At 35.2% G+C, this 15,753-nt stretch carries 17 protein-coding genes; 4 read left to right on the forward strand and 13 right to left on the reverse strand.

The annotated features are described in order from the left end of the window. The first annotated feature begins 189 nt into the window (after nucleotides 1-189). The 3 genes from thrC (at nucleotide 190) to MKZ14_RS20540 (ending at nucleotide 2,939) form a co-directional block, all read left to right on the forward strand. The gene (thrC, locus tag MKZ14_RS20530) at nucleotides 190-1,242 is read left to right on the forward strand and encodes a threonine synthase (RefSeq protein WP_016992731.1); all 1,053 of its coding nucleotides are present in this window, start codon (nucleotides 190-192) and stop codon (nucleotides 1,240-1,242) included. After that, nucleotides 1,239-2,153, forward strand: coding sequence for a homoserine kinase (thrB, locus tag MKZ14_RS20535; protein WP_016992732.1), 915 nt, complete (start codon nucleotides 1,239-1,241; stop codon nucleotides 2,151-2,153). Before thrC ends, thrB begins: the two co-directional genes overlap by 4 nt. Nucleotides 2,154-2,252: 99 nt before the next feature. Beyond that, nucleotides 2,253-2,939, forward strand: a complete 687-nt coding sequence (locus MKZ14_RS20540) for a 2-hydroxy-3-keto-5-methylthiopentenyl-1-phosphate phosphatase (RefSeq protein WP_339280394.1) — start codon at nucleotides 2,253-2,255, stop codon at nucleotides 2,937-2,939. Between the two features lie 55 nt (nucleotides 2,940-2,994). Here MKZ14_RS20540 and zupT read toward each other — a convergent pair whose 3' ends face one another. From zupT to MKZ14_RS20580, 8 genes are all read right to left on the reverse strand, one after another. Then, nucleotides 2,995-3,804, reverse strand: coding sequence for a zinc transporter ZupT (gene zupT, locus MKZ14_RS20545; protein ID WP_016992734.1), 810 nt, complete (start codon nucleotides 3,802-3,804; stop codon nucleotides 2,995-2,997). Nucleotides 3,805-3,963: 159 nt separating this feature from the next. Further along, a complete protein-coding gene (locus tag MKZ14_RS20550; protein ID WP_016992735.1) occupies nucleotides 3,964-4,572 on the reverse strand; it encodes a phosphatase PAP2 family protein in 609 nt (202 codons plus the stop codon). Nucleotides 4,573-4,657: 85 nt separating this feature from the next. Then, entirely contained in the window at nucleotides 4,658-4,789 is a 132-nt protein-coding gene (locus tag MKZ14_RS20555) for a hypothetical protein (RefSeq protein WP_333006629.1), read from the reverse strand. A 39-nt stretch (nucleotides 4,790-4,828) separates the two neighbouring features. Then, nucleotides 4,829-5,728, reverse strand: a complete 900-nt coding sequence (locus tag MKZ14_RS20560) for a hypothetical protein (protein WP_339280395.1) — start codon at nucleotides 5,726-5,728, stop codon at nucleotides 4,829-4,831. Nucleotides 5,729-6,151: 423 nt separating this feature from the next. Next, on the reverse strand, nucleotides 6,152-6,763 hold the full coding sequence (locus tag MKZ14_RS20565; protein ID WP_238543007.1) for a response regulator transcription factor: 612 nt from the start codon (nucleotides 6,761-6,763) through the stop codon (nucleotides 6,152-6,154). Further along, complete coding sequence (locus MKZ14_RS20570; RefSeq protein WP_339280396.1) at nucleotides 6,747-9,035, reverse strand: ATP-binding protein; 2,289 nt, start codon at nucleotides 9,033-9,035, stop codon at nucleotides 6,747-6,749. The genes MKZ14_RS20565 and MKZ14_RS20570 overlap by 17 nt, the downstream gene beginning before the upstream one ends. 5 nt (nucleotides 9,036-9,040) lie before the next feature. After that, nucleotides 9,041-9,199 (reverse strand): competence pheromone ComX, encoded by a 159-nt coding sequence (gene comX / locus MKZ14_RS20575; protein WP_016994779.1) that lies wholly within the window; start codon nucleotides 9,197-9,199, stop codon nucleotides 9,041-9,043. Between the two features lie 12 nt (nucleotides 9,200-9,211). Beyond that, complete coding sequence (locus MKZ14_RS20580; protein WP_036079437.1) at nucleotides 9,212-10,114, reverse strand: polyprenyl synthetase family protein; 903 nt, start codon at nucleotides 10,112-10,114, stop codon at nucleotides 9,212-9,214. Nucleotides 10,115-10,454: 340 nt separating this feature from the next. Here MKZ14_RS20580 and MKZ14_RS20585 point away from each other — a divergent pair, with 340 nt between their 5' ends. Then, a complete protein-coding gene (locus MKZ14_RS20585; RefSeq protein ID WP_016992693.1) occupies nucleotides 10,455-11,000 on the forward strand; it encodes a hypothetical protein in 546 nt (181 codons plus the stop codon). 625 nt (nucleotides 11,001-11,625) lie between these two features. Here the strand turns inward: MKZ14_RS20585 and MKZ14_RS20590 are convergent. The 5 genes from MKZ14_RS20590 to MKZ14_RS20610 all read right to left on the reverse strand — a co-directional run bounded on the left by MKZ14_RS20590 (nucleotide 11,626) and on the right by MKZ14_RS20610 (nucleotide 15,678). Next, nucleotides 11,626-11,940, reverse strand: coding sequence for an antibiotic biosynthesis monooxygenase (locus MKZ14_RS20590; RefSeq protein ID WP_016995403.1), 315 nt, complete (start codon nucleotides 11,938-11,940; stop codon nucleotides 11,626-11,628). Between the two features lies 1 nt (nucleotide 11,941). Further along, entirely contained in the window at nucleotides 11,942-12,961 is a 1,020-nt protein-coding gene (locus MKZ14_RS20595; RefSeq protein WP_339280397.1) for a siderophore ABC transporter substrate-binding protein, read from the reverse strand. Nucleotides 12,962-13,023: 62 nt separating this feature from the next. Next, the gene (locus tag MKZ14_RS20600) at nucleotides 13,024-13,785 is read right to left on the reverse strand and encodes an ABC transporter ATP-binding protein (protein ID WP_048394201.1); all 762 of its coding nucleotides are present in this window, start codon (nucleotides 13,783-13,785) and stop codon (nucleotides 13,024-13,026) included. Beyond that, nucleotides 13,782-14,735, reverse strand: a complete 954-nt coding sequence (locus MKZ14_RS20605) for an iron chelate uptake ABC transporter family permease subunit (RefSeq protein ID WP_004231949.1) — start codon at nucleotides 14,733-14,735, stop codon at nucleotides 13,782-13,784. Before MKZ14_RS20605 ends, MKZ14_RS20600 begins: the two co-directional genes overlap by 4 nt. Continuing rightward, the gene (locus tag MKZ14_RS20610) at nucleotides 14,728-15,678 is read right to left on the reverse strand and encodes an ABC transporter permease (protein ID WP_016995399.1); all 951 of its coding nucleotides are present in this window, start codon (nucleotides 15,676-15,678) and stop codon (nucleotides 14,728-14,730) included. Before MKZ14_RS20610 ends, MKZ14_RS20605 begins: the two co-directional genes overlap by 8 nt. Nucleotides 15,679-15,753 lie beyond the last annotated feature (75 nt).

Consider the following 15,753-nt stretch of genomic DNA (forward strand, 5'->3'; position numbering starts at 1 on the left):
TTACACATGACTTTACATTACAAGATTACTATACAGTTGTTTCAAGAAAGTGACAAGTACTATTCAAATTACCGAATTGTTTCGACAATTAATGAAATGCTATTGAAATAATAGTGCTATTTGCGTTAAAATGTCTTTTATACAAAAACAACTGTTCTTTCTATAAGAACAAAAGGAGATCGTTACGTTATGTGGAAAGGCCTTATTGAAGAATATAAACAATTTTTACCCGTAACTGAAAATACACCTGCTTTAACTTTAAACGAAGGCAATACGCCTCTTATACATTTAGTGAATTTATCTAAGAAACTAGGCATTGAGCTTTACGGAAAAATTGAAGGTGCAAACCCTACTGGCTCATTTAAAGACCGAGGAATGGTATTTGCTGTTGCAAAAGCTATCGAGGATGGAAGTCAATGCGTTATTTGTGCCTCTACAGGAAACACTTCTGCTGCTGCGGCTGCTTATGCAACGCGTGCAGGTATTCAATCAATCGTTGTTATTCCAAAAGGTAAAGTGGCTCTTGGAAAGCTAGCACAAGCAACAATGTACGGGGCAAAAATCATCGAAATTGACGGAAACTTTGATGATGCTCTTAATATCGTTCGCCAAGTAAGTGAAACAACACCAGTTGCGCTTGTTAACTCTGTGAATCCGTACCGTATCGAAGGTCAAAAAACGGCATCGTTTGAAATTGTAGATGCGTTAGGTTCAGCACCGGATTATCTGTGTATACCTGTTGGTAATGCAGGTAATATTACTGCATATTGGAAAGGGTTTAAAGAATATCACGCTGCTAAAAATTGTGGTCTACCAAAAATGTATGGCTTTGAAGCTGAAGGTGCTGCAGCAATCGTTAAAGGAGAGCCAATTGCGAATCCTGAGACAGTAGCAACTGCCATTCGAATTGGCAATCCTGCGAGCTGGAATTTGGCAGAAGCGGCTCGCGATGAATCTGGTGGTATCATTGATTCCGTGACTGATGAAGAAATTGTAGCAGCCTACAAATTAATCGCAAGTACAGAAGGCATTTTTGTTGAACCAGGCTCTGCTGCTTCTTTAGCAGGTGTTATAAAATCTGTTGAAAACGGAAAAATCCCTCAGGGCGCTAAAGTTGTAACAATCTTTACAGGGAATGGACTAAAAGATCCTGATACAGCCATGAATGTATCCACTGTAGAGGTCGTATCTCTTAAAAACGATGAAGAAGAAATTCGTGCATATATTGAGGGTGTACTATGAGTAAAATTTGGCAAATCTCAGTTCCTGGAAGCACAGCCAATTTAGGTCCAGGCTTTGATTCAATAGGACTTGGCTTGTCTCTTTACTTAAAGCTTTCTGTTACCCTACAAGAACAATGGGAAATTATTCATCTTGATGATAATGGTCCTAAAGAGTTTGAGCTTGAAGAACACTTACTATACGTTATTGCTAAAAAAACTGCAGATCTATATGGTCAACAGCTACCTGCTTGTCGTGTAGAGATGGCTAGTGAACTTCCGTTGGCACGAGGACTTGGCAGCAGTGCAGCAGTTATTGTTGCAGGTATCGAACTTGCAAATCAAGTATGCGAGCTTGGATTAACAATTCAAGATAAACTCAATCTCTCTTCACAAATTGAAGGACATCCAGATAACGCAACTGCTTCAGTTTTAGGAGGATTAACGATTTCTTCAATGGATGACAAAGGCATAGTCGATACATTCCACATCAATGATATCGATGCCTCCTTTGTTGTATATGTACCAGATGTTGAATTAAAAACGAGCGAATCCCGTTCTGTTTTACCAGAGCAATTTAATCGCTCCTATGCTGTTCATGCTTCAGCAAATGCGAATATGTTAGCTGCTTCTTTAATGGCACGTGATTTTGAACGTGCTGGACGTTATATGGAGGCAGATTTATTCCATGAACCGTTTCGTGCAAAGCTAATTCCTGCTTATGAGGAAATTCGTATGGCAGCAAAATCGAACGGTGCATATGGTACTGCTCTAAGTGGCGCTGGACCAACATTGATTTCTATTATTCCTTCTGCTATTGCGCCTGACTTCGTTCAATTAATGACAAAGCAATTCCCTGAGCATCAAATTATTTTAACAAAAGCTGATGAACATGGTATACAAGTCAATGAATGTATGAAACGTCTACTATAATAGTAGGCGTTTTTTCTTGAAAGTAAGTACGTATAAAACTAATAATATAGAAGGATAGAATTAAACTTTTTAAATGTGCTTTTCTAAGGAGGGATTGCCTTGAAACCCATTATATTCTGTGATTTCGATGGCACGATAACAGAAACAGATAACATCTTTTCACTTATGACTGAATTTGTACCAGAAGAATCTGAGAAAATTGCCCAAGCGATGATGGAACAAACCATTTCATTTAAAGATGGGCTATCAGCAATGTTTCATCTACTTTCTACTCACCAAAAAGATGAAATCATTCAATATCTAATGGATTCAGCAGTCATACGTGAGGGATTTGGAGATTTTGCACGCTATGCTCAAAACAACCATATTCCATTTTATATTGTAAGTGGCGGAGTTGATTTTTTCATCGAGCCTTTAGTTGAAAAATTTGGTCCTTTTTCAGGCATCTACTGTAATAGAGCTGATTTTTCTGGTGAACAAATAGAATTAATCTACCCCAATAGCTGTGATGAGGCATGCGCGAAATATAGCACACAAGGTTGCGGCTGCTGTAAGCCAAGCGTGATGCGGAAGCTTGCTAAGGAAGATCATTATAAAATTGTAATTGGTGATTCTCTATCAGATTTTGAAGCAGCTAAACTAGCAGATATTGTTTTAGCTAGAGATCATCTTATCCAACGCTGTGAAGAGCTTCATGTTCCATATAGACCTTTTACCACATTTCATGATTGTCTCAAAATAATACAAGAGCTAGTGGAGTCAAAAAAAGCTGTTCTTACACGTTAATAGAAAAAAGAAAAAGGAGCCACTTTTACAAAGATGTCTCCCTTTTCCTACTTACTTATGCTAATAATACTAGGCTAATGGCCATGACCGCCATTCCCCCTACTAAACCATACATCGATAAATGTGTTTCATCATATCTTTGTGCAGCCGGTAGCAATTCATCTAGTGAAATAAAGACCATTATCCCTGCGACCCCAGCAAAAACGATACCAAACATGACATCCGTTAAAAAGGGCATAAGGAGCAAAAAGGCTACTAATGCACCAACAGGCTCTGCCAATCCTGATAAAAAGGATAATTTAAAGGCTTTCCTTCGATTACCTGTTGCAAAGAAAATAGGAACAGATACAGCAATGCCTTCTGGAATATTGTGAATAGCAACTGCAATGGCAATAGCAATCCCTACATTCGGGTCATTAATAGCTGACATAAATGTAGCGATCCCCTCTGGAAAATTATGAATGCCAATCGCCAGAGCCGTAAAAACGCCCATCTTCATCAAATGTTCTTCATTAACCTGTGGTTTGATAGCATTAACATCCTCTACTAGCTTTACTTCATGAGGATTAGTAGCCTTCGGAATGAATTTATCAATCAAGGCAATAAATAACATCCCACCGAAAAATCCAAGGATTGTCATCCAATAGCCATTTGTTGTACCTAATGCATTGGTTAAAGCATCTTTAGCTTTCACAAATATTTCTACAAGAGATACATAGATCATTACCCCTGCTGAAAAACCCAATGCTAAGGATAAAAATTTTGTATTTGTTCTTGATGTAAAAAATGCTATTAAACTACCTACACCTGTTGCAAGTCCGGCAAAAAGAGTTAATCCTAATGCCAGTAAAACATTTCCGTCCATACCCTTCTTCCTTTGCTCTTTTTCTTATTGTACTCATCTTAGCGTAGAAGTTTCCTTTACGCAATTCTTTTTTATAAGGCAAATATCATTCTTTACAATGTCTCAATTAAACGTAAAAAAAGCAGTATCTATCCTGTGAAATAGATACTGCCTGTCTTTTTATTTATGATTTGATTGAAATAAGCGTTTACGGCGTTCGTACCAGATGACACAGATGATAAACCAAGTATAGCCGATGCTCCAACCAGCAAGTACATCTGTAGCAAAATGTCGAGCTCCTGCAATACGTGATAAACCAATAAGCACCATCAAAATCGTTGCTCCAAGCCATAGAAGGATTTTACGTCCTTTACTACTATTCTCCGCTAAAATATAAGCAAGTGTAAATAAATAAAGAATACCTGTCATCGAATGTCCCGATGGAAAACTAAAGGATGTCAGCTGTTCCTCAATTTCAGGTCGTGGACGTTGCACCCATTTTTTTAGTAATTGGTTCAGAACATTGCCTACTGCAAAAGTTAGTACAACAAATAGCATACCTCGATAATTTTTTACCTTCCAAGCTAAATACGCCATTAAAACTACTGCAACAGCAACAACAAATTTGGGCTCACCAATATAATGAAAGATCTCAATAAAACGATTACCAAAAAGAAGCTCTGCCATCTTTGCATCAAATGTTTTCAGAAACTCACTTTGATAAGTGACTCTTAATACAATAAAGACAATTAACGTTAAAACTGCTAAAGGATATGCCCATTTTTTCATTTTTTCACCTCAAAAAACATTCATGCTATATTCTTCACATCATAACACAAATCGATCTTTTTTGAATGAAAAATAGGCATTCATTTTAAGAAAGGTTTACGCCATTGACCTCTTGATAAATGGTGATAGATTCTTCTTCGTGTTTGTTAAAATAATTGGAAACGGCCAATGCAACAATGAATAATATGGCTACTATAGGTAGTATTCTTCTAAACACCTTAAACACTCCCTTATTCTTTACTATTCCAAATTTGTCCTACTTGATTAGCACTGGATCAAATAGCCAATCTTTTGGACCAAAGTTTGCATCCTTTTCTCCTCTAACTTCACGCGAAATACCATATTTTATAATAGTTTCTCTAAATCGTTTGCTAAACAATGTTTTTCTATATAGATATCTTCCATCATGACTACACTCGGCTGAGTAAAAAACATCGCCTTTTAGATTTTTCAAATCTTCATGGTGATAAATATCAGGTCCATTAATGACTCCGTTTAAGCCACAACTGCATGGAGGTTGCTCAGTTGCAAAGTATAATTTAACTCTGTCCTTACTACACTCAGGTAGCATTTGTACAGGAATAATTTGATAAGCTGGCTGTTTGCCTTCTGCAAGTCCTTGATGGATTACCTCTAAAAGCTCATAGCCTTCTAGCTTTTCTTTTTGCATTAATGATACTAATTCCTCAGAAGCTACCCAATAACCATTTACATGCACTAAATGACGGTCTTTCATCTGCGTAGTATCAATGACTATTGGTGATAACTGCTCTTTATCCATGAGCCCACAACACTTACAATGTGTACTTAAAGAAAATAGTGTCCCCTTATCTTCTAAGAACATTTCTGGTGAATTACCTGTTGAATTTAAAGTAAATAATGGTGCACGTTCATACTCTATATCCGAGAATTCAAAATAAAAACGTTCTCCAATCGAAACGATTCCAAATTCACGCTCTAAAGACTCATATAAAGCTGTTACCTGCTCGTATGTTACATCTTCATTTAATGTAAAGATAGGATTAAATTTTGTTTTTAAGTTTCTTTTTCTCAATTCAGGCGCACCAATAGCAATACCATGACGATTATAAACGTTAATAACTTGATCTTGACTAGTTTCATCTATGGAAAACAAATTTTCAAGTTCTACTTTCACAATACACGCCTACCTTTATAAAGTTTTATGGTGAAGTATATTGACTAGCTAGTAACATTCTACAATCTACTAACGCTACTTTATTCATAGATAGTCAGGCTGCTTATTTTAATAAAATGATTTATATATTACTTACTAAAGCAAATCTACTTAACCACTGTTAATTTAAGCGTACCAGTAGTTATACCGTTATTTCAACTTCGGGTTTACGCCAATTTTCTGGCGTGATTCAGACAAATTTTTGGCGTGATTTGGCGGTTATAAAAAAACACCGCCACTTTTTTGGCGGTGTCTTTTATATTTCATAGGCTATTTAACACAGAAATTTGGATTTATTTAACTGAGGGAAAATATAGGCTATTCAATTCCCATAATGCTCCCTATTAATTGAAAAATATACCAACAGTATAGCATAGAAGTTGTTTAGAGTAAATTCATTCTCTCAGCAAGATTTACAGCTTCTGTTCGTGAGTCTACATTTAACAAAGAAAAGAGTTGAGTTAAATATCTCTCCGTTGTTCGTTGAGGAATATTTAATTCAATAGCGATTGCTTTATTTGTATGGCCCTCTGCAATGAGTCTTAAAATTTTCTTTTCCTTTTCATTTAAGTGAATGTTTTTAGCACCTTGCAGTTTAAATTTATCATCCAGAAAATCTAAGAAATTTTTAGGTAAAACAATTTCGCCGTTTGCAATTGCCCTTACTGTTCTTAATATTTGCTCTTTCGAAGCTGTTTTAGCTAAAATGCCTTCTATTTTTCTTTCTAAAATGAGTGGATAATAATCCGTAATATCATCGCCTGTGTAAAGAATAACAGAAGCATTTGACTGAATAGCTTTGATATTACGGGCTAGGTTAATTCCATTTTCTAATGGCATATTGATATCTATTAGATAGATATCGTACGGTTTATTCTTTATCCTTTGAATGACACAAGTTGCATCACTTTCCGTATCGATGATAATATCTTCATTCTCTTGAAATAAATTTTTAGTTCCCTCTAACACTATAGGGTGATCATCCACTATGAGCATCGTAATCAAGTGTTTCACTCCCTTCTTTCACCATGATTCTAATAAACATCCCTTCATTGATATTCGAGTCAATAGCAAATTGCCCATTAAACGCTTTTACACGCTCCTGCATGCCTTGAATGCCCATCGATTCTGCTACTATAATGTCCTCTACATTACAGCCTACACCATCATCTTTATAAATGATTTCGAAACCATCGTTCATTTCTTTTAAATGAATTTCAACAGAAGCTGCATAGGAATGCTTTAACGCATTATTAAGTAGCTCTTGGAATAAACGATAAATCATTAAATTCATGCGCTCATCCTCTAAATAAAGTCGATCAATTGTGTAAATAAGCGCGAAGTTAGCTCTTTCTTGGACTTTCCGAATCAACTTTTCTAATGCAGCATTTAAACCTAATGTATCTAGTAACGGGGGTTTGAGGTTTTCACAATAAGTACGTAATTCATGTAAGGAGGCAACCATTTGTTTATGAATTTTTGCAAGCTTTTCTTGAATATCCGTTGTATTTTTTGCATTTACTAGGACATCCACCTCGCGAGCAATATGAAGTTGCTCCTGTAAATTGGTATCATGTAACTCTTGAGCTAATTGGTATTTTTCTTCTTCAAACCTTAGCCATAATAGCTTATTTAGCCATGGTAACTGACCATCATCAGCTTGCTTCATATGCTTCAGTTCCTCTAGCAGTTCTTCCACCATCTTAGTATTTTCAATAAAATTATTTACATATAATAAGAGCAATTCAAGCCACAAAAGCTCCTCATCTTTTAATTGAATCGTATTATTATGCCCGAGCACTAAAGCTCTTTTAAAATGTGCATCCTGATGGAGAAATGCTATATAAACTTTGTCAATCTTTCTTATTTCACCTAATCTGATTTCTTCCATTATGTCAGGATCAATCGTAATACTTTCTCCAGCATTTGTTATGAATTCATTTTTGTCATAGTTATATGTTAAGACAAAAACATCCTCTAACTCCAGATGCATGGAAACCTCGTAAGCAAACTTCTCTAAAAGTTCGTTAATTTTAATTGTTTTTCCAATTTTATCTACGGCTGTATATAGCTGATGAATATAGTCGCCCTTTGTGGAGAATAAAATTTTCCGCTTGCGATAATCAACCTTCTCTTTTACGTAAAAAAGTATAACCAATGAAGCAAATGTAAAGAAAGCTACTCCTGACATGACAGTCATTGTTAAATAATGCCCTGCAATAAGATATAGTCCCACTGTGAACCATACAGTAAAGATTAAAGAGAATATAACATAATAACGTAATCTTGTAATATGGTATTCAATATCAAATAATCTCTCTGCTAATTGCGTAAAAATAAAGCTAAAAGGTATAAGCAATAAAAATAACGAGCTTATCTCAGATGAAAGTATATACGTATGAAAAAGTATTTTTGGGAGTGCATATAAAAAAAGAAATGGAAGAAACGGTATTAGTATACTATTTAATAAAATTTTCAACTGAGGTGAGCTGTACTTAAAATAGCTTATTAATAAAATACTAAGGATGATCACAAGGAGAATAAAGAAAATAGCCAATATAACATTGGAAAGAATATCATTTGAAGCAGGATAAATAGTGCCCACACAGCCTAATATAAAAGCTATGAAAGGAAGTATATAAAAGAGCTTGATATTATTTGTAAACACCCAATTAGTTTTCATAAATGAGTAATAATTTCTCAAAAAATGTAACAGTATAACTAAACATAACAGCATACTACTTCGATTTACGATAATGCCAATCGTATCCATTCTACCAGAGACACCACTGCTTACATAAGCCAAAGAAACCGTTAACATAAAGAGAATTAGTAAATCAGCTAACTTTGTATTTCTTTGTTTAAAATGTAAATAAAATGCAACAAATAATGTTAATAAATAATAACAAGCTGGAATGATTAAAACATAGATAAATTGTTGAGGGATATCCAAATGCTTAATATGTATATTGATTAGATCTCCATCGGGCTTCAGTATTGTTATTTCATTAGCAGATAAAATTTTTGATTTATACCTCAGTTGTTTTAATTCGTTGATGGGTTCAGTATCTACAGTTAAAATTGCATCACCAACAGAAATATTTTGACCCTCTGCCCAGTCTTTATAATATAGTTGAGAAATGACCCATCTGCCATTCTCTTCTTCTAATCCAATCTGTATATAAGGCTCGCTATAATTCACATAATTTAAATAAAAACCAATAATTAAATAGAGAATTATAGCGGGCCAAAACAACTTACTTCGCAACTTTCTTAGTTCCAAATATCACTTTCTGTATTCATTTCACCGTTAAACGCTTCTAAAATTGCTTTTTGTTCTACAGATGAAACTCCAACTAATGAGGCTTTTTGTTCTCTTAATAGTGCAACTAGGCTTGGATTTTGCTCTAAATATTGGATTACATTAATCATTCTTATCTCTCCTCATTTCAATAGTTTTTGTAGGTATTCTCTACCTATCTCATTTATAGCTACATTTTCAAGATAATTCAATGCTTTAAACTTGTAGACGTTTTTTATCGTAATGGCATAACGTATTGCCCCACCATTTGTCAACGCATCTTCTGTTGCATTATTATCCAAATCTGTAACTATATCATCATTATAATAGCTAGAAACAGATTTTGAAACATCATTTTTCTGTGATAAAAGATAAATAATAGGCAGAGAATACCTTTTATTTAGCAAATCATTTTTAGGACCCCACGCCTTTAAGCTTTGAATATCATTTTTAATTTGTTGGATGATGCCTATGTATTTCCCATATTCCTCTACTTCTTGAGATATTTCTCCTTTTGCAAGTACTTCACCAATCAAGCAACCCATTGCTGTTAATGAGCCAGATTTCAAGGTAATCATTTGTACATAGGAATCTTCATCACGACAACTATTTAGCAAGTCTAATTGCTGTCCATTTATACTTTTTAAAGCGTATTCCTCAAGTAGCTTTATAGCCGCTCTTTTATGGACAAAAGAGGTTTCATCTATTGTTTTAGATGCCATGACCAGCATAGCTAAAGCAACGTTTAATGATAATTCAGGTGTTTTGTTCCAAATATAGTCTGAATCCTTATCCTGCAGATCATCAATAATATCAAAAGATAGTATAAGAAGTTCAATTGCAGCAGCTACCTTGTAGATATCTTGATTTATACTACTTGAAAATGCTTCATAATGCCAAAAACACAATTTACCAAAGGAAAAACCTACTGATGTTTTTTCTTCTTTAAAGCTTTTTAGCATTAACTTGAGCTCAGGGCCAAGTAATAATTCGTTTTCTATAAGGATGTCTAATGATTCATCGATATGTGCATCTAAATCCTTCAATAGTCCTCTCTCCCATCTAGTATATTACTAGATATTATATAGATTAGTGGGAATTAATACTAGTCGTACAATTCTATAATACATTAAATACCATTGTTTCCTCTTTGAAGTAAAAGACCGCCAAAAAATGGCGTTATTCAAGCAAACCACGCCAGAATTTTGTTAATAATTACTAAAAAAATGGCGGTAGAGAACCAAGTACCGCCATTAAAGTGGCGTAAACTTACCATTGAAATGGCGTTCTAACAGATGTTACGCTTAGATTAGCCATAAAATCTTATTTTTAAAGTCAGGATAGATTGATGCACATGAAATCTTTTTGTACTGGGAGTGACTTAAAATGAATGAAACAGTTTTCATACTTACGGCTACTTTTTCATGTAATATCTCTGTCTCAACTGAAGAAATTACAATTAAACAGCCAAGCAATGATCAACGACAAATTGAAAAAATCATTATACAATCGGAATTAAAAGCCTATCAAGAAACATTGGCTGCGTATAAAAACATTTCACCCTACTCAAAATATATTAGTGATATTCCTGGATTTGAGGATACATTTCAACAAAAACGAGATTATTATATTGAGCAATATGGAATTATTAGAATATCAAACGAAAGTATTTCTAGTATGTCATTAGTCAATCCTTTCACTTTTGGATTAAATATAGATTCCCCTATAGTGTATGTAACGCCACACGACACAATTATTAATGCTAGAGGGCTAGCAATGGCGGCCAACGCATCTAATAATAACAATCACCCAGATAGTTTGGATGAACTTTGTAATACAAGTATTTCAGGCTTGTCCATTAATGAGAACACGATATCCTTTAATATGGATTCGACATTTAGTAAATGGAGAAAGCCATCTATTAAACATTAAACCTATCCACTTAGCTAAGCAGGTCAACAATCATTGTGACCTGCTTTTTGTGTCATATAAAAAGGTATCTCAATCTCTTGAGACACCACTATATAGTGTGATAAATAAAGCGATTAATAGAATATTTGCGAAAGGAGAAAGTCGTTTCTATTGCAGGCTACTTGCTATACTGTGGGAAGTGCCGAGCCGCTTCCTCCGCTACCGCTCCGTTTAGAGGCTTATCTATCTCGCTATCCCACGGGAGTCGAGTAGCCTTCCATTCATTGTTTCCTTTTTAGCAAAGGTTTTCAAATAAAGTGAGGTAGGTTCACTACTCTTTATGCTTTGAAAATAGAAGCCTATCCTTTCTCCATCATACAAGGAATGGGTTATTTTATTTACTACAGCTAGTATGAAAGATAAGGAAAAGACACTTTTGCACATGGTTGATTGGAGAGGAACTAGCGTCACAGATGAGATTCTGTAGCGATCGAAAGTGAGTAAAAAAGCTCATCGGAAGCTCCTGGAAAGGACGCTAGGGAACGGAAATTAACCCCTCGCCTTGCTAAAAGGCTTTTTCTGCTAGTGACATGATCTTTTTTCAACAAAAAAGGGTGTCTCAATCTCTTGAGACACCCTTAGATGATTAACCTTTTACATAATAAACTTCTTGTCCGCTTTCAATGATATGATCAGGCTTCGGTTTACCTGCGCTTGCCTTATGACCTGCAATATGCTCAGGACTCTTCTCCCAATTTTTCCATGCTTCTTCTGATTCCCAACGAACCATCACAAGCACTTCTTCATCACCACGGCGAACTTTCTTAACAAGTACCTGTTTATCAATGAAACCAGGTTGTTGTTCAAGTAATGATGGTCCGTTTGGATTAGCACCAAAACGTTCCACCACTTTATCCGAATTCCCTTCCTTCACAACAATACGTTTAATTTGTACAAACATATTAGTTAAACGCCTTTAATACATCTTCAACTTTTAGTGTTTCAGATTGTAAACCGCCACCTGAAAGGTACCAAACTTCTGGATCTAGGTAGAACACTTTACCGTTCTTCACCGCATTAGTTGCACTTACGATTTCGTTTTCAATTGCAGCTTTAGTACCTGACTCACCGTTTTCATTTACTACTGCATCACGGTCAACTACAAATAGAATATCAGGGTTCGTATCACGAACATATTCAAAACTTACATTATCACCATGTGTTCCAACTTTAACTTTCTCATCTGCAGCTTTCACACCAAATACATCATGGATAACACCGAAACGTGAACCAGAACCATATGCTGATAACGCGCCTTCACTACCTAATACGATTAAAGCTTTCTCTTCCGATGCACTTGCTTTGCCTTTTACTTCTTCAACTTTTGCTTCATATGCAGCGATCGCATCTGCTGCTTCTTTTTCTTTACCAAAAATTTTACCAGCTAATTCTGTATTAGCTTTGAATGACTCTAAGAAGTTAGTATTATCTACACCAATGTATACTGTAGGAGCAATTTTAGATAATTCAGCATAAGCTGCTGAAGCACGACCAGAGATGAAAATAATATCTGGGTTAATTTCAGATAATTTTTCATAATCAGGCTCGAATAATGTACCTGCGTTTACATAAGTACTATCTTTAAACTTGCTTAAATATGCTGGTAATGAGTCTTGTACCACTGCTGTAGGATTAACGCCTAAAGCATCTAATGTATCTAAGAAACCATTATCAAAAACGACAACTTTTTCTGGCATTTTATCAAGTGTTACTTCTTCAAATGTTGTACTACCGTCACGACCTTCAACTGTGCTACCTGGAATTGTTAGTGGATATACTGATGATTCTCCATTCTGTTCCTCAGCTGGTTTGTCAGTTGAAGTACCTTTATCATCTTCTTTTGCTTCATCTTTCGAACCGCAAGCAGCTAATACTAATAGCATCATTGCCATTAATACCGTAAGTAATTTCCATTTTTTCATTGTGAAATTTCTCCTTTAATTAAATGATTTGATAGTTAGATGTTCATCATCTGGAACTATTTTTACGAATTAAAATAAACACAAATTCGACAGCCATCCTGCTCTTGAACAGGAATATCCATATCATAAATTTCCTTCAATGCATGTGAGTTAATAATGTCATTTGTAGGACCATTTTTAACAACACGGCCATCTTTTAATGCAACAATATGGTCAGAGTAAACAGAAGCAAAATTAATATCGTGTAAAACGATAACCACTGTTTTGCCTAACTCATCAACCAACTTACGTAAAATCTTCATAATCTGGACAGAATGCTTCATATCTAAATTATTTAATGGTTCGTCCAGTAAGATATATTCAGTATCTTGGGCAATAACCATTGCGATAAATGCACGCTGACGTTGACCACCTGAAAGCTCATCTAAATAATTATGTTGCATATCTTCTAAATTCATATAGCGAATAGCTTCATCCACTTTTTCTTCGTCTTCAGGTTTTAAGTGTCCTTTTGAGTAAGGGAAACGGCCAAAAGATACAAGCTCACGAATCGTTAGACGAACATTCATAAAGTTTGATTGCTTTAAAATCGATACACGTTTAGCGAAATCATCTGATTTCCAGCTACGTACATCTGCCTTATCGAGTAGTACTTCACCAGTATCTGCATTCAGTAAACGACTCACCATAGAAAGTAGCGTGGACTTCCCTGCACCATTGGGTCCAATAAACGATGTGATTTTTCCTGAGACAATATCAACACTTACATCTTGAACGACAGGTTTTTTACCAAAAAACTTTGTAATTTCTTTGACTTGTATCATCCTGCTGACCTACTTTCTCTTAATAATAAGTAGATGAAGTAAACCCCACCCACAAAATTAATAATGACACTAAGTGTAGTAGTGAAACTAAATAAACGTTCAACCATCCACTGTCCACCGACTAAAGCTACAACACTCATTACACAGGAGCCAGTAATTAAGATGGAATGCTTGTATGTTCTGAAATACTGATATGATAAATTTGCAACGATTAAACCAAAGAACGTGATCGGACCAACAAGCGCTGTTGAAACAGCAATCAAAATTGAAGCTAAGATTAACATACGTTGTACCAGCTTATCGTAAGGTACACCTAAATTTATAGCTGTGTCTCGTCCTAAAGACATGACGTCTAATTGATTCATATGACGAGCACCGTAGATAAATGTTATTAAAATGATAACGCCTGCTAGCCAAACTAAATCTGAATTAACATTATTGAAACTTGCAAACATTTTACTTTGTAAGCCTAAAAACTCATTCGGATCTATTAATACTTGGAAGAACGTTGTAATACTTCCTAAGAACGTACCAACAATCATCCCAACAAGCAGTAAAAAATAAATCGGTCGCTTTCCTTCTTTAAACAATACTCGGTAAAAAATTAAAGCGAATAGAATCATCGCTCCAATTGCAAGCGTAAAATTATAGTAGATATTAATAACTAATATGGATGTAGAGCCAAAGAAGAAGTAGATGCATGTTTGAATTAACATATACAAAGCATCTAAACCCATGACACTTGGCGTTAAAATTCGATTATGTGTAATTGTTTGGAAAACTACTGTTGAATAGGCAATCGCTATACCCGTTAATGCCATTGCCACAACCTTTATGACACGGCGTGGAAAAGCATAGTGATAATTACCATTGAGTTCCCAAAATAAATATAGGACAACTGCTATAACAGCGAGACCTAGTAAAATGAACATTTTTGTACGATTACGCATATGCTCTCCCCCTAAACAACATGAATAGGAAGATGGCACTTCCAATTACACCAACAGTCATACTTATTGGTATTTCATAAGGGAAAATCAGTACTCGTCCTAAAATATCACAGAATAACAAGAATGACATACCAAGTAATGCTGTGTGCGGCAAGGTTTTTGCCAGATTATCACCTTTAAACAGAGAAATAATGTTCGGAATAATCAAACCAAGAAATGGAATGATACCGACTGTTAACACCACTGTCGTGGAGATAAGAGCTACCAACACCAAGCCTAAATTGACTACAAATTTATAGGATAGACCAAGATTTTTTGCAAAATCCTCTCCCATCCCAGCCACTGTAAAACGATTTGCGTAAATGTAAGCCAAAATGAGTATTGGTACACTTACGTATAACAGTTCGTAACGGCCTTTCATGATTAATGAGAAATCTCCTTGTAACCATGCGGAAATGTTCTGGATAATATTCGCCTTATACGCAAAGAATGTTGTAACAGAGGACAATATATTCCCAAACATTAAGCCAATAAGCGGTATAAAAATCGCATCTTTAAACTTAATTCGGTTTAATATTTGCATAAATAGTAATGTGCCGGCTAAAGCAAATATGAAAGCGAAGGAAATTTTTTGGAAATACGTAACATTCGTAAAGAACATCATTGAAATCAATACACCCAACCGTGTGGCATCTAATGTACCAGCTGTTGTTGGTGATACGAATTTATTCCTACTTAAGCTTTGCATAATTAAACCAGCAATACTCATACCTGCACCTGCTAGCAAGATGGCAACAAGTCTAGGTACACGACTAATTAAAAATAGTCTAGTTTCTTCTGATTGGAAGTCTAATAGGTCGCTAGGCTTAATATCAACTACTCCGATAAATAGCGACACAATAGACAGCAAAACAGTTGCTGTTAAAAGATATCTTATTTTCATAGTAATCCCCGGTAGATTTCATTTTTGTGCGTAACTCGCTTATTAGTGAAAATGATTATCATTACTCACGATTTC

The sequence above is a fragment of the Lysinibacillus sp. FSL P2-0066 genome, from assembly GCF_037969495.1.
In the GTDB taxonomy this organism is placed as follows: domain Bacteria; phylum Bacillota; class Bacilli; order Bacillales_A; family Planococcaceae; genus Lysinibacillus; species Lysinibacillus boronitolerans.

What these genes read in the sequence shown, in the direction of transcription:
- comX (WP_016994779.1), bottom strand. Translation starts at nt 9,199, where the DNA reads ATGATTAATGTAATCCAATATTTAGAGCAAAATCCAAGCCTAGTTGCA.
- thrC (WP_016992731.1), top strand. Translation starts at nt 190, where the DNA reads ATGTGGAAAGGCCTTATTGAAGAATATAAACAATTTTTACCCGTAACT.
- MKZ14_RS20595 (WP_339280397.1), bottom strand. Translation starts at nt 12,961, where the DNA reads ATGAAAAAATGGAAATTACTTACGGTATTAATGGCAATGATGCTATTA.
- thrB (WP_016992732.1), top strand. Translation starts at nt 1,239, where the DNA reads ATGAGTAAAATTTGGCAAATCTCAGTTCCTGGAAGCACAGCCAATTTA.
- zupT (WP_016992734.1), bottom strand. Translation starts at nt 3,804, where the DNA reads ATGGACGGAAATGTTTTACTGGCATTAGGATTAACTCTTTTTGCCGGA.
- MKZ14_RS20590 (WP_016995403.1), bottom strand. Translation starts at nt 11,940, where the DNA reads ATGTTTGTACAAATTAAACGTATTGTTGTGAAGGAAGGGAATTCGGAT.
- MKZ14_RS20565 (WP_238543007.1), bottom strand. Translation starts at nt 6,763, where the DNA reads ATGCTCATAGTGGATGATCACCCTATAGTGTTAGAGGGAACTAAAAAT.
- MKZ14_RS20610 (WP_016995399.1), bottom strand. Translation starts at nt 15,678, where the DNA reads ATGAAAATAAGATATCTTTTAACAGCAACTGTTTTGCTGTCTATTGTG.
- MKZ14_RS20550 (WP_016992735.1), bottom strand. Translation starts at nt 4,572, where the DNA reads ATGAAAAAATGGGCATATCCTTTAGCAGTTTTAACGTTAATTGTCTTT.
- MKZ14_RS20605 (WP_004231949.1), bottom strand. Translation starts at nt 14,735, where the DNA reads ATGCGTAATCGTACAAAAATGTTCATTTTACTAGGTCTCGCTGTTATA.
- MKZ14_RS20600 (WP_048394201.1), bottom strand. Translation starts at nt 13,785, where the DNA reads ATGATACAAGTCAAAGAAATTACAAAGTTTTTTGGTAAAAAACCTGTC.
- MKZ14_RS20585 (WP_016992693.1), top strand. Translation starts at nt 10,455, where the DNA reads ATGAATGAAACAGTTTTCATACTTACGGCTACTTTTTCATGTAATATC.